This window comes from Mucilaginibacter auburnensis (assembly GCF_002797815.1).
GTDB lineage: Bacteria > Bacteroidota > Bacteroidia > Sphingobacteriales > Sphingobacteriaceae > Mucilaginibacter > Mucilaginibacter auburnensis.
The window spans coordinates 1,650,003-1,668,826 of record NZ_PGFJ01000002.1; the positions used below are offsets into that span (position 1 = coordinate 1,650,003).

At 43.0% G+C, this 18,824-nt stretch carries 17 protein-coding genes; 6 read left to right on the plus strand and 11 right to left on the minus strand.

The window, feature by feature from the left end:
* Positions 1-34 precede the first annotated feature (34 nt).
* The 4 genes from CLV57_RS18120 to lepB all read left to right on the plus strand — a co-directional run bounded on the left by CLV57_RS18120 (position 35) and on the right by lepB (position 3,141).
* Positions 35-379: a hypothetical protein gene (locus CLV57_RS18120; RefSeq protein WP_100342784.1), complete on the plus strand. Its 345-nt coding sequence runs from the start codon at positions 35-37 to the stop codon at positions 377-379.
* Positions 376-1,080 carry a peptidylprolyl isomerase gene (locus CLV57_RS18125; protein WP_100342785.1) on the plus strand — a complete coding sequence of 235 codons (705 nt, stop codon included), beginning with the start codon at positions 376-378 and terminating at the stop codon, positions 1,078-1,080. Before CLV57_RS18120 ends, CLV57_RS18125 begins: the two co-directional genes overlap by 4 nt.
* A 94-nt stretch (positions 1,081-1,174) precedes the next feature.
* Positions 1,175-1,954 (plus strand): exodeoxyribonuclease III, encoded by a 780-nt coding sequence (locus tag CLV57_RS18130; RefSeq protein ID WP_100342786.1) that lies wholly within the window; start codon positions 1,175-1,177, stop codon positions 1,952-1,954.
* A gap of 80 nt (positions 1,955-2,034) precedes the next feature.
* Positions 2,035-3,141: a signal peptidase I gene (gene lepB, locus CLV57_RS18135; RefSeq protein ID WP_100342787.1), complete on the plus strand. Its 1,107-nt coding sequence runs from the start codon at positions 2,035-2,037 to the stop codon at positions 3,139-3,141.
* A 50-nt stretch (positions 3,142-3,191) separates the two neighbouring features.
* Here the strand turns inward: lepB and CLV57_RS18140 are convergent, their stop codons facing one another.
* Together CLV57_RS18140 and CLV57_RS18145 are read right to left on the minus strand one after the other, a co-directional pair.
* Complete coding sequence (locus tag CLV57_RS18140; protein WP_100342788.1) at positions 3,192-3,701, minus strand: hypothetical protein; 510 nt, start codon at positions 3,699-3,701, stop codon at positions 3,192-3,194.
* Between the two features lie 142 nt (positions 3,702-3,843).
* Complete coding sequence (locus tag CLV57_RS18145) at positions 3,844-4,806, minus strand: isopenicillin N synthase family dioxygenase (protein ID WP_100342789.1); 963 nt, start codon at positions 4,804-4,806, stop codon at positions 3,844-3,846.
* 169 nt (positions 4,807-4,975) lie between these two features.
* On the opposite strand from CLV57_RS18145, the gene CLV57_RS18455 reads away from it, so the two are divergent.
* Positions 4,976-6,727, plus strand: coding sequence for a DUF6600 domain-containing protein (locus tag CLV57_RS18455; protein ID WP_157799216.1), 1,752 nt, complete (start codon positions 4,976-4,978; stop codon positions 6,725-6,727).
* 73 nt (positions 6,728-6,800) lie between these two features.
* On the opposite strand, the gene CLV57_RS18155 is transcribed toward CLV57_RS18455, so the two are convergent.
* From CLV57_RS18155 to CLV57_RS18190, 8 genes are all read right to left on the minus strand, one after another.
* On the minus strand, positions 6,801-8,105 hold the full coding sequence (locus CLV57_RS18155) for an ammonium transporter (protein WP_100342790.1): 1,305 nt from the start codon (positions 8,103-8,105) through the stop codon (positions 6,801-6,803).
* 90 nt (positions 8,106-8,195) lie between these two features.
* The gene (locus CLV57_RS18160) at positions 8,196-8,543 is read right to left on the minus strand and encodes a hypothetical protein (RefSeq protein WP_157799217.1); all 348 of its coding nucleotides are present in this window, start codon (positions 8,541-8,543) and stop codon (positions 8,196-8,198) included.
* A gap of 264 nt (positions 8,544-8,807) precedes the next feature.
* Entirely contained in the window at positions 8,808-9,431 is a 624-nt protein-coding gene (locus tag CLV57_RS18165) for a lipoprotein signal peptidase (RefSeq protein ID WP_100342792.1), read from the minus strand.
* Positions 9,432-9,815, minus strand: coding sequence for a TraR/DksA family transcriptional regulator (locus CLV57_RS18170; RefSeq protein ID WP_100342793.1), 384 nt, complete (start codon positions 9,813-9,815; stop codon positions 9,432-9,434).
* Entirely contained in the window at positions 9,816-13,199 is a 3,384-nt protein-coding gene (ileS, locus tag CLV57_RS18175; protein ID WP_100342794.1) for an isoleucine--tRNA ligase, read from the minus strand. It abuts the gene before it with no gap.
* A 135-nt stretch (positions 13,200-13,334) separates the two neighbouring features.
* Positions 13,335-13,610, minus strand: coding sequence for a hypothetical protein (locus CLV57_RS18180; protein ID WP_100342795.1), 276 nt, complete (start codon positions 13,608-13,610; stop codon positions 13,335-13,337).
* Between the two features lie 8 nt (positions 13,611-13,618).
* Positions 13,619-14,761, minus strand: coding sequence for a lactonase family protein (locus CLV57_RS18185; protein ID WP_100342796.1), 1,143 nt, complete (start codon positions 14,759-14,761; stop codon positions 13,619-13,621).
* Between the two features lie 113 nt (positions 14,762-14,874).
* Complete coding sequence (locus tag CLV57_RS18190) at positions 14,875-16,326, minus strand: pseudouridine synthase (protein WP_100342797.1); 1,452 nt, start codon at positions 16,324-16,326, stop codon at positions 14,875-14,877.
* 248 nt (positions 16,327-16,574) lie between these two features.
* Between CLV57_RS18190 and CLV57_RS18195 the strand changes: the two genes are divergently transcribed.
* A complete protein-coding gene (locus CLV57_RS18195) occupies positions 16,575-17,360 on the plus strand; it encodes a lytic transglycosylase domain-containing protein (protein WP_100342798.1) in 786 nt (261 codons plus the stop codon).
* A gap of 76 nt (positions 17,361-17,436) precedes the next feature.
* Here the strand turns inward: CLV57_RS18195 and CLV57_RS18200 are convergent, their stop codons facing one another.
* On the minus strand, positions 17,437-18,735 hold the full coding sequence (locus CLV57_RS18200) for an esterase-like activity of phytase family protein (protein WP_100342799.1): 1,299 nt from the start codon (positions 18,733-18,735) through the stop codon (positions 17,437-17,439).
* Positions 18,736-18,824 lie beyond the last annotated feature (89 nt).

Below are 18,824 nucleotides of genomic sequence, written 5' to 3' on the forward strand. Positions count from 1 at the left end.
GTTAGGTTGATCAAACATTGGTATATTTGAAGCTATGACACCTGCTGAGATCAACATAAAATGGAAAGAGTTACAGGAGCGCATATCGCGCGACTTTGACAGCGATACACCCGACGTAAAAGTTATGCTTTTTCTGATAGGCGTGCAGGAGTTAGGGCAAGGGCCAAAAAAATTCAGCAAACGGCAGAAGGAAGAGCTAATGCATATTGCTACCTGCCGTTTAATGAGCATGATGGGATTTTACGAACTGGAAGGATTGGATCAGGATGGCTGGCCGCACTGGAAATTGATTAAGCAAATACCTAATTATACCTTATTGGAACAGGAACTGCTGATGAAATCATTAATAATTAACTATTTTGAGGAGTTGGAAGGATGAGAAAATTAGCTACCCTTGTTGTACTATGTTTATTGACCTTTTCAGCATTCGCCAAAAAGCCTAACTACTATGTAAGGATAAAAACGGCCTACGGCGAATGCATTATACGTTTGTATAATGAAACCCCACAACACCGTGACAACTTTATCAAATTAGTAAAAAAGGGGCATTACAACGGCACACTGTTTCACAGGGTTATTCAAAACTTTATGATACAAGGCGGCGACCCCGACTCTAAAGATCCTAACAAAAACAAGCAGGGCATGGAGTTAGGCAATGGTGATGTAGGCTATACTGTTCCGGCGGAATTTAAAGATAGCCTCTTTCATAAACGCGGCGTTTTGGCCGCAGCAAGAGATGACATCCCCAGTAAAGCATCAAGTGGCTGCCAGTTTTACATTGTAGAAGGGAAACGCTTTACCGATGCCGAACTTGACAAACTGATTGAAACGCGTTTAAAAGGCAGACAAATACCGGCGTCGCAAAGGGCAATGTATACTTCTGTTGGCGGCTCACCGCATTTAGATCAAAACTATACCGTATACGGCGAAGTAGTGAGCGGCATTGATATGGTTGACCGCGTTGCGGCAGTAAAAAAGGATGCTAAAGACAGGCCTATTACCGATGTACCCATGACGGTTTCCCTCCTTAAAAAAAGAGAATGCAAGCAGTTGGATAAGATCCTAAACCTTGCGCGCTAAGCCACCTTTAATTCGGATTTCGGATGTGAGATTTCGGAATCATTTATTTTTATAACTTCTCAAATCCGATATCGAAAATCCGACATCCAAAATCATGAAGATAATCACCTATAACGTTAACGGCATCCGCTCTGCCATTAATAAAAACTGGCTGGCCTGGCTGCAGGCTACCAATGCTGATGTTGTTTGTCTGCAGGAAATTAAAGCTACGCCGGATGTATTGACCGACCTGCATTTGGTTGAAGCTTTAGGCTACCACCACTACTGGTTCCCTGCCGAAAAGAAAGGTTACAGCGGTGTTGCTATTTTAACCAAACGCGTACCTAATCATATTGAATACGGCTGCGGCATACCCGATTTTGACCGCGAGGGTCGTAACATACGTGTTGATTTTGATGAAGTATCTGTAATGAGTGTTTATTTCCCGTCCGGTTCAAGCGGAGAGGAAAGGCAGATATTTAAGTTCCGTTTTCTGGACGAATTTGGCAAGTATTTAACCCTGCTTAAAGTTGAACATCCGCGGCTTGTTATCTGCGGCGATTATAATATATGCCATCGTCCTATTGATATCCATAACCCAAAATCTAATGCCAACTCATCAGGTTTCTTGCCTGAGGAGCGCGAGTGGATGGAGAACTTTATCGAATCTGGATTTATTGACACCTTCAGGCATCTCAACAAAGAGCCGCATAATTATACATGGTGGAGCTTTAGAGCCAATGCCCGCGCTAAAAACCTGGGCTGGCGCATTGATTACACCATGGCGAGTAAAGAACTGGAAGAAAACATAAAACGGGTAGCCATTTTACCGGAGGCCAAGCATTCAGATCATTGCCCGGTTTTACTGGAGATTGAGTTCCCCTTGACCCCCTAAGGAGGAACGTAACCGAAAGCAATATTAAGTGTAACATTTCCCCATTCTCGTCGTCCAATTTTTAACCAAACCCTATGTTTATGAATTGGAATGCAAAATTTTTTACAAAAAAAACCGGACAGTCAAAAGCTAAAAAAAGCAAAGCCCGTGAATGGTTTGACGCATTGGTTTTCGCGCTGGTGGTTTCAACTGTTATACGCGGGTTACTGTTTTCTGCTTATGCTATTCCTTCCGGATCAATGGAAGGCACGCAACTTCCCGGCGATTACTTATTTGTGAGCAAAATAAGCTACGGACCACGCTTAGCCATTACTCCCTTTGCCATACCTTTTACCGAACCTGTTGTTGGTGGTGTAAAAACTTATTGGAGCGGCATTCAGCTGCCTTACTTTCGCTTGCCGGGGTTCTCGTCACCAAAAAAAGGCGACATCGTAGTTTTTAACAAACCCGACGAAGCAGGGCCCGAATATAACATACCTACAGATGAACGTACCACCCTCATTAAACGCTGCCAGGCAACACCCGGTGATGTGCTAAGCATAATTAATGGCCAGGTTTTCATTAATGGTAAGGCTATGGTTAATGCGCCAAAGGCACAAACATCATACGCGGTAGTGACAGATGGTTCTGACCTCAATCCTAAGCTATTAGAAGATATGCGCATCACTATACGCGGCCAGTATGCCAACAACGGCTTTGAAATGGTTATTCCGGCCGACCAACTTGCTGCTTTCAAAAGCATCAGTAACATAAAAAGTGTTACGCCTGTTGTGGCAACTGCGGGGACTTTTGATCCGGAAGTATTTCCGCACAATGAGCAATTTAAATGGAACGTAGACAATTTCGGTCCGCTAAAAATGCCTGCCAAAGGCTGGACCGTTGCATTGAACGATTCTACCCTTACACTCTATCGCCGTGCTATTGAAATTTACGAGGGCAATACGGTCAATGTAAAAGGGAAAGACATTTTCATCAACGGCAAAAAAACCACGTCTTACACCTTTAAAATGAACTATTACTGGATGATGGGTGACAACCGTCACGACTCGCTTGATTCGCGTTTTTGGGGCTACGTACCCGAAGACCACATTATAGGTAAAGCCAAACTAACCTGGTGGAGTACCGACTCAACCAAAAACATTTTAAGCGGCATAAGGTGGGACAGGTTAATGCGACCAATAAATTGATAATGTTCATTTAAACAAAGAGAGCCTGTTTAGGCTCTCTCTGTCTGCAATTAATTATTTACAAAATTTGCTGTAAAGTATTGTTTTATATGTACAGTATCCCGCAGGTTAGAAAAAGCATAAGGTACACGTATTATTTTTGCTTCTATCAACCACTTAGCTTTATCGGCAGGCAAACCCGGTGTAGTATTTATACCTGTTATCTGGCCATCAACAGGCATCATTTCAACCATGTTACAACTTGGGCAAATGTCGAGCACCAAAACATTTCCGTCTTGTATACCTGCTTTACCTATTGTAAAACTATTGGTCACCATTGGAGCTTTGATAAAGGTTTTTTGAGTAAGCGGACCTTTCTTTACCTCGCTCCAAAATACACGGTATTCTCCGCTTTTTAAGGTATATCCCGGCACCTGCACATCAGCACTTTCGGTGAATAAAAACTGGCAGCCTGTACAGGTGGTTAGGTCAGACTTAGGACTAACGGTTTTGTCTTTACATGCAGTAAATAGCGCAACACCGGCAAATAACAGGGCGATAGATTTTTTAAATGTCTTCATTGGTTTTTAGTTTTTGTTGATGAAACGAATACACATCAACAAAGCGCTACACAAACCTATGTTAAGCTTTTGTTAAAAAAAAACAGAGATGCGAATAGATCGTGTCTCTGTTTTTAAGCTTGATTGCCTATTAAAGCGAAATTTATTTCTTCAGTCCTATTTCTCTCAAACGCTCATCCAGATATTCTCCTGCGGTGATATCGCTGTAAGCTTTTGGGTGTTCCGCATCAATGGTCGACGGTAATGAGGTAAGGTCCATATCGGCCTTTGGGTGTAAGAAAAACGGCACTGAAAAACGTGAAAACTTCATTAGTTCACGCGGGGGATTAACTACACGGTGTGTTGTTGATTTGAGCTTATTGTTGGTAAGCCTTTGCAGCATATCGCCCACATTCACTACCAGGTCTTCGCCGTGCGCTTTTACCGGATACCAGCTGCCTTCGCGGGTAAGTACTTCTAAACCATCTGCGCTGGCTCCAATCAACAGGGTTATCAAATTAATATCCTCGTGTGCGCCCGCTCTTACGGCATCGGCAGGTACAGCGTCGGGGTTCTCTATCGGGAAGTAATGCAACGTCCGTAAAATAGAATTACCATTATGTACCTTATCATCAAAATAATGTTCATCCAAGCCCAGATAAACCGCAATGGCACGGAGCAGGTTAATCCCTATATTTTCTAATTTTCGGTATATGTTTAATGTTACCTCGTTAAATTCAGGCAATTCTTTAACTACCAGATTATCCGGATAATCGTCTTTGCTTACTTCAGCATCGGTAATGGTTTGCCCAATTTGCCAAAACTCTTTCAGATCAGGGGTTTTAAAGCCTTTTGCAGTTTCCTTACCTTTTCCTGTGTAACCACGCTGCCCGGCTAATTCGGGTATCTCGTATGTTGACTTCACTTCATCCGGCAAAGCAAAAAGCGCTTTAACCTGCTTATAAAGGTTATCAATCATCTCTTTGCTCAGCCCATGGTTGGTTATGGTTACAAAGCCTGTTTCGTTAAAAGCTTTGCCTATCTCGTCAGAAAACTGCTTGCGTTGGGCAGCATCGCCATTTAAATAATTATTGAGATCCAGCAGGGGGATGTTTACAGTACTCATTTCAGTTAATGTTTAATTACAAGTAAAAATATCATTTTAAAAACACATTGTATAGCGGCTAAATGTACTTATATAGTAATACAACTTAAGCGCACTAAACGTTTTGTTATTTATCGGGTCATACATGCAACAACACATATAAGCCTGAATTAATTTTAAACATAAAACAATGAAGATCTTAAATAAAATATGGGGAATAGGCCTTTTAGCATTGTTGCTAACGGCATTTAGTCCGCGCCAGGCCTCGGCGCAGGGAGGGTACGTGTCTAACCAGGTATTTTACGATGAGCTTTCGCCTTATGGCACCTGGGTTTATGATGACCGGTATGGAGATGTATGGATACCCGATGCAGAAGAAGGCTTTAGTCCTTATGGCTCAAGGGGACACTGGGTTTTGACCGAATATGGCAACACATGGGTATCTGACTATCCATGGGGATGGGCTACATTCCATTATGGCCGATGGTTTTTTGACGATTATTATGGCTGGATGTGGGTGCCCGATAACGAATGGGGACCAGCATGGGTGAACTGGCGCCAGGGTGGTGGTTATTATGGATGGGCTCCTTTAAGCCCGGGCATCAATATTAACGTATCAATTGGCAGTAATTACAACGTACCAGATTATTACTGGAACTATGCCCCCGAAGTTTACATAAACAGCCCCCGTATTTATGATTATTATGTGCCCCGCACACAGGTGGTAAGAATAATTAACAGAACTACCATAATTAACAATACAGTGGTTATTAACAACCGCAATTACATTGGCGGACCAAGATATGACGATATACGCAGGGTAACCAGAAACGCACCCCAAATTTACAGGGTGAACGATTCACGCAGACCGGGTGCTATTAATGTAAATAACAATACCGTTAATATTTATCGCCCTAATATCACCATAAACAAAAACGCGCGACCTTCTCGGGTAGTTGACGGAAGAGCTTACAGAGATGCCAACCCGGGCAACAGGATAGCGGTAAGTAACAGGCGCGGCATTGAAAATAACAGAGCAAATACCGAAAAGCTTATTCAAGCTGCACGCAGCGAAAAACCCGATGACAAATTTGTGCGCGTAAATAATGACAGCAGACGCGGCATGCCACGCAGTAATGATAATAACAGGGATGCGGGCAGCCCTAACCGCAACAATGGCACTCCCGACAACAGCTCATGGAATGGCCGCGGAGGCCAGGGCAGGCAACCATCGGATCAGCAAAATGATCAAAACCCGGCCCGCAGGCAACAGTCGGAAGAGCAAATGCAGCAACGCGAAGCAAGACGCCAGCAAATGGATCAGAACCGCACGCCCCGTGGTTTAGATGCGGGGCAGGATCAGCCGCAGCGTGACCAGCAAAACCAGGAGCGTGAGCAGCGTCGTCAACAAATGCAGCAGCAATGGAATCAACAACGCCAGCAACAAGGGCAGCAAGATCAGCAACGCCAACAGCAGCAACAAATGCAGGAGCAGCAACGACGCGGACAAGAGCAACAACAGCGCCAGCAACAACAGCAAATGGATCAGCAGCTTCAGCAGCAGCAAATGCAAGACCAGCAACGTCAACAGCAACAACGTCAGCAGCAGCAAGATCAACAACGCCAACAGCAGATGGAACAGCAAAGACGCGGACAAGAGCAGCAGCAACGCCAGCAACAAATGGATCAGCAGCGTCAGCAGCAGCAGCAACAAATGCAGCGCGATCAACAACGCCAACAGCAGATGGATCAGCAAAGACGCGGACAAGAGCAGCAGCAACGCCAGCAACAACAGCAAATGGAACAGCAACGTCAGCAGCAACAACGTCAGCAGCAGCAAGATCAACAACGCCAACAGCAGATGGAGCAGCAACGTCAACAACAACAACAACAACCTGGCGGTGACGGAGGCGGCAGAGGCAGGCGAGGTATAGGACGTTAATAAATTAATATATAAGCAAAAAAGCGGGCCAATAGGCCCGCTTTTTTTGATCAAGTTTAGACTATGTTATTAATTACAATTCTTCGTCGTGCTGACTTACGTCCAAACCAGCAATCTCTTCTTCAACAGTAACGCGTAGCGGGCTGATCAGGTCAGTAACTTTCAACAGGATAAATGAACCTATGAAAGCAAATGCTGATACACCAACCAGGGCAACCATGTGTTTAACAAACAATGTGCTTTCGCCGTAGAATAAGCCTTCAGCGCCTAATGAGTTAACGCTTTTAGTAGCGAAGATACCGGTCATAACCATACCTACCATACCGCCTACACCGTGGCAAGGGAATACGTCAAGGGTATCGTCAATGTTGGTTTTGCTTCTCCAGATAACCACCAGGTTACTGATAACCGCAGCAACTATACCAATTACCAATGAGCTTGATACGGTTACGAAACCTGCAGCTGGAGTAATAGCAACCAAACCTACAACGGCACCTATACAAGCACCTAAAGCTGATGGTTTTTTACCGCGTAACATATCAAAGAATATCCATGACATTGCAGCAGCAGCAGAAGCAGTAGTGGTAGTAGCCAGTGCAGTTGCAGCTAATTCGCCTGCGCCTAAAGCTGAACCGGCGTTGAAACCGAACCAACCGAACCAAAGTAAACCTGTACCTAATATTACGTAGCTGATACGTGCCGGAGTGTGAGACTCAGGAACTTCATTACGTTTTTTCAAATATAAAGCTGATGCCAATGCAGCCCAACCAGCAGACATGTGTACTACAGTACCACCTGCAAAGTCAAGTACGCCATATTTAAAGAACATACCTTCTGGGTGCCATGTAGCATGCGCAAGAGGAATATAGATAATTACAATGAAAAGGGTGATGAAAATAAGGTAAGAGTTGAAACGGATACGTTCAGCAAATGCACCTGTAATTAACGCAGGTGTAATAACCGCGAATTTTAACTGGAACATTGCGAACAGGATAACCGGGATAGTACCGCCTAACCATGCTACACCTAAGGTGTTTTGCATCATGAAGAATGACGATGGGCTACCAATTAAACCCATACCGCCAACGTCTTCACCAAACGCCATACTAAAACCAAATACTACCCAGATAATGGTGATCAAACCCATACAAACAAAGCTTTGCAGCATGGTTGAGATAACGTTTTTCTTTCTAACCATACCGCCGTAGAAGAATGCCAAACCAGGGGTCATTAATAATACAAGCGCGGTTGAGATCAGGATCCATGCAATGTCGGCTCCAACATACGTGGTAGGCGCCGGGGCGGCTTTAGCACCCGGGTACATTAGCGCCAGGATGACTACAATTACGAGAATGCCAAAAGGTACGATTTTTTTCATTTTTAAGTTGTTGATTAGGGTTATTATATAAGTTCAAAATTGGGGCGAAGGCCCTGTTTGTTTCAATAGTTTATTAGGGTTTACTTTTTTTCATCCAAATGAATGGTTTGGAAAAAGCAGTAGTCTTAAAAACCGTACCCGCTCTCCGTTTAAATTTTTCCTGTTATATATTCTGTCCCGATGGAACACCGGCAGGGCGGTAACCCGGCTTACCTGTGTTCTCAAAAAATCATGTTGCTCTGCTTCGTCAAAATTATCGGCAGCATACACCGCGTCGCTTGCCGACACCATTATTATGTTTCTGTTGATATGTTGACTATCATCAACTCCTTCTGCAGATAGTTTTGCTTCAACATTTCCGGCAAATGAGATGCTCACGTTCCATAAACAGGCGCGAAGCAACACAAAAATCATATAAAATTGTTTGTATACCCTCATTTGCATGTCTAAAATTAGTATTTTTTTATTAAATAGATAATAAAAATGAAAAAACTTTTAAAAAAATCACTTTAAAACTTAAAATTGATAAAATTTACAGGCATAATTACAGCTAATTGAGTATAAATTTGAAATATACTTGAAACATGTAAAATTTTAGATAACTAATGACCATTTAGAATTAAACACCTAATAAAAAAGTCTATAAACAAAAAAAGCCACGGACTAACCGTGGCTTTTTTCGTTTATACTTTAGAATTTAGCTTACTCTTCTAACATTTCACTGTTAGGAGTTGGTTCTTCGGGAATTTCCTGTTTAAAATAGTGCTTTTGAAATATTAATATCAAAATAACACCAACAGAAATAGCGGCATCAGCAAAATTGAATACCGGCCTGAAGAAAACGAAGTCCTGCCCTCCCCAAAATGGCACCCAGTCAGGAAAGTTACCGGTTATTAGCGGGAAGTAGAACATATCTACAACCCGGCCATGGAACAAGCCCAGTGGTTTGCCGTCATAACCTGTTTGGTAAAGCAGGCCGTAAAAGGTTGAATCAATTATATTACCCATAGCGCCGGCAAATATCAAGGCTACATTCATGATAAGGCCGCGGTGGTATTTGCGTTTTATTAAATACACCATTCCATAACCAATACCGCAAACAGCAACTATACGAAAAAGGGTTAGCGCAAGCTTTCCCCAATCGCCGCCCAGTTCCATGCCGAATGCCATACCGTTATTTTCGGTATAATGCAGCATTCCGCGTTCGCCTAAAAATTTGATCTCCTCGCCGGGATACATATTCATGCGAACCCAGGTTTTTATTACCTGGTCTACAATGATTATTATAAGAGCAACAATAAAAGGTTTAACGTACGAAGCCTTCATTTACTGCTTTAATTTAGCTTCCATTGTTAAGGTAGTGTGCGGCACTGCACGCAAACGCTCTTTAGGTATCAATTTACCGGTTTCGCGGCAAATACCGTAAGTTTTGTTCTCAATACGAACCAAGGCAGCTTCTAACTGGTCAATAAACTTTTTTTGACGGGCAGCCAGTTGATTGATCTGTTCTTTTTCTAAAGTAGCTGATCCATCCTCCAGTGTTTTATAAGTACCGGCAGTATCATCAGTACCGTTAGCATTAGGCGAGCTTAATGAAGTTGCGAGTGCATTCAGTTCTTCTTTGGCGCTTGCCAGTTTCTCTAACAACAGGTCTTTAAATTCTTTTAACTCAGCGTCGCTATATCTGGTTTTTTCGTTTTCTTGTTTCATTTATATTTTCGTTAAGGCAATGGTTAAATCACTTCCGTTTATTTCTGTTTTCTCCCCGCCAGCTAACTCACTGTCAGGCAATATAGTATCGGCTAAAATTTCGGCGCAAATATAGGATAAATTATTTTGCACCGCTTGCCAAATATCAGATGGGCCCGCTACCTGCACCTTTATCCTGTCGGTAACTTCAAACCCGTTAGCTTTGCGTAAATTTTGCACTCGGTTAACAAACTCGCGGGATATTCCTTCTTCCTTTAATTCATCGGTTAGGGTAACATCTAAAGCCACGGTTAGTTTTCCTAAACTTGCAACCTGCCAACCGGGTACATCTTCAGCAATGATCTCCACGTCTGTAGTGATCAGAGAATAGTGATTAGTGATCAGTTGAATACTTCCTTCATTTTCCAATCGGGTAATATCCTCCTGGGTTAATTTACCTATTTCTTCGGCCACAGCTTTCATATCTTTACCCACTTTAGCGCCTAAGGCCTTAAAATTAGGTTTGATCTTTTTGGTGATGATACCTGCCGTATCGGTTATATATTCTATATCCTTGATGTTGGTTTCAGACAAGATCAATTCTTTAACCTGCTCCACCTGCTGTTCAAAGTTTTTGTTCAGTATAGGCAGCAATATTTTGCTCAATGGCTGGCGCACGTTGATACTTACCTTTTTACGCAGGGATAATACCAGCGATGATATATCCTGCGCCAGTTGCATGCGCTCCTCTAAAGCTGCGTTTACCAAAGCTTCATTGTACTCAGGGAAATAAGCCAGGTGAACCGATTCAAATTGCTCTTTACCCGTTACCGCGTTTAGATCGGTATATAAACGCTCAGCAAAGAACGGCGCCACCGGCGACATTAACTTGCTTATAGTTATTAAACAAGTATAAAGCGTTTGGTAAGCAGAAAGTTTATCAGCAGAATCTTCTGATTTCCAGAAACGGCGACGGCTCAGCCTTACATACCAGTTGCTCAGGTGCGCGTCAACAAAATCTTGTATAGCACGGGTAGCTTTGGTAGGCTCAAAATCGGCATAGTAGCCGTCAACTTCTTTAGTTAAAGTATTTAATAAGGAGATGATCCACTGGTCAATTTCCGGGCGTTGGGCTAATTCAACCTCTGCTTCACTGTAATTAAAACCATCAATATTGGCATACAGTGCGAAAAAGTTATACGTATTATATAAAGTACCGAAAAACTTACGGCGAACCTCATCAATACCATCTGTGTTGAACTTAAGGTTGTCCCATGGCGCGGCATTGCTGATCATATACCAACGGGCGGCGTCGGCGCCGTATTGCTCAATGGTAGCAAACGGATCAACCCCGTTACCCAAACGTTTTGACATTTTATTGCCGTTTTTATCAAGCACCAATCCGTTTGATATTACATTTTTAAAGGCAACACCTTTATTACCAATAGCCTCGTTAATAGCCTTAACTTCGTCACTGCTTTCACTTAGCATAACGGCTATGGCGTGCAGGGTAAAGAACCAGCCACGGGTTTGGTCAACGCCCTCGGCTATAAAATCTGCCGGGTAGGCATTTTTAAACTTGTCTTTATTTTCAAACGGGAAATGCCACTGCGCGTAAGGCATTGCGCCACTGTCAAACCAAACGTCTATCAGGTCAGGTTCGCGGAACATTTTGTTGCCGTTTGCCGAGGTCAGGATGATATCATCTACATAAGGGCGGTGCAGGTCGCTCAGATCAAAGCCAGCAGGCATAAAACCGGCAGCTACCGATTTTGCAATTTCTTTTTCCAACTCCTCAACCGAGCCGATGCACTTCTCCTCTTTACCATTCTCTTCACGCCATATAGGCAGCGGTGTACCCCAAAAACGTGAACGCGACAAATTCCAGTCTACCAGATTCTCCAGCCAGTTACCAAAACGGCCTGTTCCGGTTGATTCAGGTTTCCAGTTGATGGTTTTGTTCAGCTCCACCATTTTGTCTTTCAACACGGTAGTGCGGATAAACCAGCTATCTAACGGATAATATAAAATAGGCTCATCAGTACGCCAGGAGTGCGGATAGCTGTGTTCGTATTTTTTTACGTCGAACGCTTTGTTCTCTGTCTTTAATTTGATAGAGATGAGCACATCCGTAGGTTTAAAACCTTCGGCAGCTCGCTCTTCAGCGGTGTAGTATTCTTCTTTTACATAGAAGCCGGCAAAGTCGGTTACCTCATCAACAAACTTACCTTGTTTGTTAACCAGTGGTACATCTTTACCCAACTCGTCTTTCACCATAACGGCAGGCACACCTGCTTCGCGGGCCACCCTAAAGTCATCCGCACCAAATGTTGGCGCAATGTGTACTATACCGGTACCATCAGCTGTGGTAACAAAATCTCCGGCTATAACGCGGAAACCGTTTTGCTCCAGATCGGCATTGGTTACATAAGGCAGCAATTGCTCATAGTGAATACCAACTAATTCAGCGCCCGGATGGGTTGACTTAACAGCCCATGGTATTAATTTATCGCCTGCCTTGTAATCTTCAAAAGATGCATTTTCAGCATCGGCTTTAAAGTATTTAGCTACCAGATCCTGCGCCAACACAACTGTTATCGGCTCAAAAGTATACGGATTAAAAGTGGCTATTTTAGCGTAGGTTATTTTTTCGCCAACGGCTAAAGCGCTGTTTGATGGCAGTGTCCATGGAGTGGTTGTCCAGGCCAAAATGAATACGTCACCATGTGCGCCTTCAAATAAAAATTCAGAATCACCATCACGCTTTACTTTAAACTGCGCGGTGATGGTAGTATCCTTCACCATTTTATAGGTTCCCGGCTGGTTCAGCTCGTGCGAGCTTAAGCCGGTGCCAGATTTTGGCGAATATGGCTGAATAGTGTAGCCTTTGTATAAAAGGTCTTTATTATACAATTCCTTCAGTATCCACCAAAGGGTTTCAATGTAATCGTTTTGGTAAGTGATGTACGGATCTTCCAGATCAACCCAGTAACCCATTTTCTCGGTAAGGTCGTTCCATACGTCTGTATAACGCATTACCTCCTTGCGGCAGGCATCATTATACTGTTGTACGCTTATTTTTTTACCGATATCTTCTTTGGTTATACCTAACGATTTTTCAACCGCCAGCTCAATAGGCAAGCCATGCGTATCCCAACCGCCTTTACGCTCAACACGATACCCTTTCAGCGTTTTGTAACGGCAAAAAATATCCTTTATGGCGCGAGCCATTACGTGGTGAATACCGGGCATACCGTTTGCTGACGGTGGCCCCTCGTAAAAAGTATATGGATTACCGGCCGGGCGACTGTCAATACTTTTTTTGAAGATGTTATTCTTCTGCCAAAAGTCCAGCACCTCTTTTCCGGTCTGCGATAAATTTAACTGCTTGTATTCCTTGTACATCAAAATAGCTACCTCAATTTTAAGAGGTTGCAAAAATAGGAATTTTGAAGGGAAAAAGTGTTAAATAAGGGTAATGAATGTGGCTACTTAAAAATTAGTTTTTGAAATCGAGTCATTTCTTAATCAACATGTTTTTTAAGAAAAGCCGCACGTTAGCAAATGCTTCAGATCATTATCCAGATACTGAGCTTTCCAATAATGCGGATCATCTATTTCTTCATATTCCACACCCGGAAACAAGTGATAACGTTGATTGAATGTGTACATTAAATGAATACTAATGCCATCCTCAAAAGGCCAGCCATCAGAAGTTCCACCTATTTTGTTCCCCAGCTTAAGTTCTGTGTCTAATATGCGTTTTAGCTTCTCACTAAAATTATACAAATGAATAGGATTGACTGACGTATACATAAATAAACTTACTCAGCCGACACTAACTTCACCACCGATGGCGAGGATACACTAATGGTATTATTTAACGGGATCAAGACTCCGGTTTTCTTGTCAAATTTATAAATACTCACTTCGTTTGACTTTTGTGCTGCCAATATCAAAAAGTTCCCTCCGGGCTCAACTGTAAAATTGCGAGGCCCCTGCCCTGTATGGTAGCGTGTTAAAAAACGCAATTTGCCGGTAACTTTGTCTGTGGCGTATACCAATAGCTCATTAAGCGCACCCCGGTTTGTTGCATACAGATAATTACCATCAGGAGAAAGATGAATGTCTGCTCCGGCTTTTTCGCCGGTGAAACCCGGCGGCACCATGCTTACGCTGTCAATAAATTTCAACTTACCATCAGCAAACGCAAAAGAGTTAACGGCAGCACCCATCTCATTAACGAGGTACAAAAATTTGCCATCCGCAGAAAATTCCATATGACGGGGCCCATCGCCGGGATTTACCTGTTCAAAAGGCGTACTTTCAGGTATTAAAGCAGGTGTTTTTCCTGCCTTGTATTTATTGATATAAACTTTGTCGGTACCTAAGTCGGCATAAAGCAAATGCTTTTCATCAGGCGACAAAACGGCCGAATGTATATGCGGACCTTTTTGCCTTTCAGGATTCACGCTGCCACCTTCGTCTGTAATGGTTTGCGAGGCAGGGGCTAAAGAACCATCTTTATTAACGGGAAGCACAGTTAGCTTGCCATCGCCATAATTTGATACAATAACGTTGCGTGCCTCCTTATCAATGGTAATATGCGCAGGTTGCGCACCACCCGAAGACTGTTTATTAATAAAGTTAAGCTTGCCTGAATTATAGTCGAATGAAAAAGCGCTCACTCCACCCTGCGCGTCTTCATTCACGGTATATACAAATTTTCTATCCGGAGATACGCACAGATAACTCGGATTAGAAGTAGCTGTTTCTCCGAGGAATGATACCCTGCCGGTTTCCGCATAAAAGCGGTAAACTGTAATACCGCTGTTGCCATCAGGCGATGTATAACCACCTATCAACAGATCAAAAACCTTTGGCGGGGCATTCTTATCTTTCTTTTGTGCCATAACTAATACCGGTAACAGTATTATAAAACACAGGCACGCTAATAATTTGTTCATAGTGCGGTTTAAAACAGGTATTGGATGTAATTTAGTAAAAACGATGCAATAACTTTTTTAGCGTAAAAAATTAACCAAAAAAATAGCCCCTGCTTTGGCAGAGGCTATAGTTATTATTTTATCAGATGCTTTAGCTGGATGATCTCTTTCTCGTCCAGATAGCGCCAACGCCCTCGCGGAAGATCTTTTTTAGTAAGGTTAGCATACACCACACGGTCAAGCTTAACCACTTCATATCCTAAATGCTCAAATATACGGCGTACAATACGGTTTTTACCGCTGTGTATCTGTATACCTATTTCGCGTTTTGAACCACCCGCAACATAAGAAACAGAATCGGGTTTAATCACACCGTCTTCCAGCTCAATACCAAAACCTATTTTATTCAAATCACCCTGGCTTAAGCTTTTACTTAATTCAACATGGTAAAGTTTAGTAACGTTGCCACGCGGATGCGATAGCTTGTCGGCCAGGTCACCATCGTTGGTCATTAATAACAAACCGGTAGTATTTCTGTCCAAACGGCCAACAGGATAAATACGTTCGCGGCTGGCTTTTTCAACCAGGTGCATAACGGTGCGGCGTTCCTGCGGATCGTCGGTAGTGGTTATATAGTCTTTAGGCTTATTCAATAAAACGTAAACGTTTTTCTCGCGGCGCAGCATTTCGCCATTATAGCGGATCTCGTCTTTCGCGGGGTCAACTTTGTGACCAAGTTCAGAAATAACCTCGCCATTAACAGAAACAACGCCCGCTTCTATCAACTCGTCGGCCTTACGGCGCGAGCAGATACCCGCGTTAGCAATGTAACGGTTAAGTCTTATCAAGCCTGAATCTTTTTCTTTTGGCTCCCCGGCTTTTTTGCTGCGCATGGTTCTAACAGGAGCATCAAAGTTTTGCTCCGTGTAATCGCCTTCAGCATTACGCGCCGGCCTGTTATCGTCGCGTTTAAACGCAGCCGGTCTTTTTGAACTGCCGTTGTCAAACTTTTTACCACCGCGAGATTCAAAGCCACCTCTTTTTGGCTTGTCCTCGCTGCCACCTGCACGGGCAGGTTTCTTTTCATATGACGTTTCAAAGCGTTTTCTCTCGCCCTTATCAGCGCCAAAGCTTCGTTTTGGTCTATCCTCACTACTTCCGGCTGAACGGGTTCCGTACGGCTTTCTGTTTGAATCGCTTCTTTCACCACCAAAACTCCTTTTCGGGCGATCGTCTCCTCCGCTTTCAGGGCGGCCTGTATACGGCTTTTTGCGTGGTTCAAAACTTTTACCCTCGCTTCTTTCACCGCCAAAACTTCTTTTTGGGCGATCGTCGTCTCCGCTTGGCCTGCCGCTGTAAGGCTTGCGCGGGCCGTAGCTTTTCTTTTCTCCTGATGAAGAAAAAGAACTACGCTCGGCAGCAGGGCCGCTTGAGTATGGTTTTTTTGAATCGTTGTTGTTTGATTTGTCCGTGCTTTTTGAGAAGCTACCACGGTTTGACGATGTTGATCTTTTTGGCTTTTCATCACGGTTAGATGATCTGCCATTTTTGTCGTCGCGACTGTTAGTTGGTCGTTTAAATACCATATGATTTTTTGATTGCGCTTTCGCAGCGTGAAGCTACAAAGATAGCCTTTTTTAAGCCGAAGAAGGGTAAAATTTCATTTTTTTTCGGCGGTTCAAAAACCGGCTTTACAATACTTTAAACGGCGATTTTTGAGCTATTTGAAAATTCTCAAAACACTAAGCACAACTTAAGTGTTTGAGAATGTGCCTTATATAAAGTACCTTTGCAACAACATTTACAAAATAGTTCATTTACAAACGAAAAAAAAATGATGAAAAAACACTTAGTTACGTGCTCCGTAATAGTGGTGCTGCTAATCATTTTAAAGCTTAACACGGCCAGTACAGTCATTACAAAACCCGAGCCAAAAATTGCTCAGCCGGTTATTACTGAAGTACCAGCTTTTGTTGTTAATAATACAACAGAAGATGCCGACAATGGTTACAGTTTTGCTAACGAGGCACTGCCCGTTAATGCCACTGTTTACAACAAACTGCAGAAATCGCTTAAAAAGCATAGCTACAAACACATTCAGTCTAACATTCTGCACGCCAAAGCCTTAAAATTGTTCCCTATAATTGAGCCAATACTAAAAGCTTACGGCATTCCCGAAGATTTTAAGTATTTGCCACTGGTTGAATCGGGTCTGAAAGAAGGCACATCGCCAAAAGGTGCAGCGGGGTTGTGGCAATTTATGCCGGGTACCGCACGCACTTACGGTTTAAGGGTTAACAAAAAGGTTGATGAGCGTAAAAACGTTGAAAAATCAACCATTGCCGCATGCAGGTATTTAAAAGATCTGTATAACGAGTTTAACAGTTGGACGCTTGCCGCGGCTGCTTATAACAACGGTTCGGTTAAACTGGAACGCGCTATTAGCAAACAAAGCGAAGACAACTATTTTATGATGAAACTTAACCGCGAAACAGGTGCATATGTATATAGCATTATCGCGATGAAAGAGATCATCAAAAAACCAAAAAAACACGGTTACTCTGAGTATTACGCCTACGTAAATACCAGCCCGAAAAATTTTATCGGTACGTATAACTAATACATCACGGAAATACGGAGCACAAAAAAGGCGCGGCTTGTTATAAGTCGCGCCTTTTTAATTGTATTAAGATAGATTATTTAAGCTTTATAAAGTAAATACGGTTACGGTCAACAGCGCCGTTAGCCAATGTTTTGGCAGCGAAGGTATTTGAACCGTTATCAACCACGCCAAAATCATCATCATTTGATACGGCCAATATATTGCCCGGCAATAAGGCTAAGCCCTCAGCCTTATCATGGGGATATGCACCATCCGGCAGATCTTTCAAAAGGTCAACAGCCAGGGTTTTGGTTACCGGAGTTATACCGGCTGCTGCTAAGCCTGCTGCATCATTTAACTCTTCAACGGTTTTGCCGCCATATAATTTACCGGTTGCCGAGTTAGCAGCATCAGAAATATCGGTAGCGTTTGATACATCAATTTTAAACACCTTTTTAAAAGTTGCAGGCTTGTCGGTAGCACCAGCAAAATTACCATCTCGTTCCAGTGTTAAAAATGTAGTGGCGTTAACCGCTACAATTTCGCTACAGCCGGTTAGGCTGGTGTTGTCCATTAAATAAGCATATTGTTTTGTTGTCCCGGTAGCTATATCAAAAGTTAAAATGCGCAATACCACAGAATTGGCAACTGCAGCCTTTGTTGGATTGTACATTGGCGATTGCATAATGCCTACCAATGTTTTACCATCAGGTGTAATGGTTAAGCCTTCCATACCACGATTGGGTCTTCTTTTAGCAAAAACTAAAGGTATTTTACGACCGCCGGTGCCGCTGCCAAATGGGTTGATGCGTTCAATAGTTTTACCGGTAGCATCAAAATGTACTATATGCGGACCGTACTCGTCGCTTACCCAAAAAGAACCATCACTTGCGCGTACCAAACCTTCAGAGTCTATGCCGTCTTCACTTGTGGTTAGTATATTATTATTTAAGTCGTAAGGTATCTCACCTGTGTTACCGGCACCCACCGGATTAGGCAAACCATTTAGTTTAACACCCGCAGCATTTTTAAATTCAATAACCTGCTCCAATACCAGCTTGCCATCTTTTAACCTGAACTTGCCAATAGCCGGAGTAAAGTCTGGCTTGCCCAAAAGTATTGAACCGGCAACCGCCGTGCCGGCAACGTTTGGCCCGCGGTCCGTCATCAAATAAAACGCGGTTGGATCATTAGGGTCAACAGCCAAAGCCGAGCCATAACCACCGTTATATACTTTTACACCGGCAGCAGTAGTCATTAGCAAAGCCGGATCAGAAGCCTCGACCATAGCAGGGTAGCTAAATGTATTATCCGGAACTTCCATTTTATTTTTTTTGCAAGCAGCAAAGCTTAAAGCAGCTAATGCCAATGCGCCAAGTAGAGGTTTTCTCATTCTAATTATTTTTTAATTAATTGCGCAAATAAACAGTTGGTGTATAACGGTATTGTTAACACAAAAACAAATTGTGGTTTAGTTGTTAA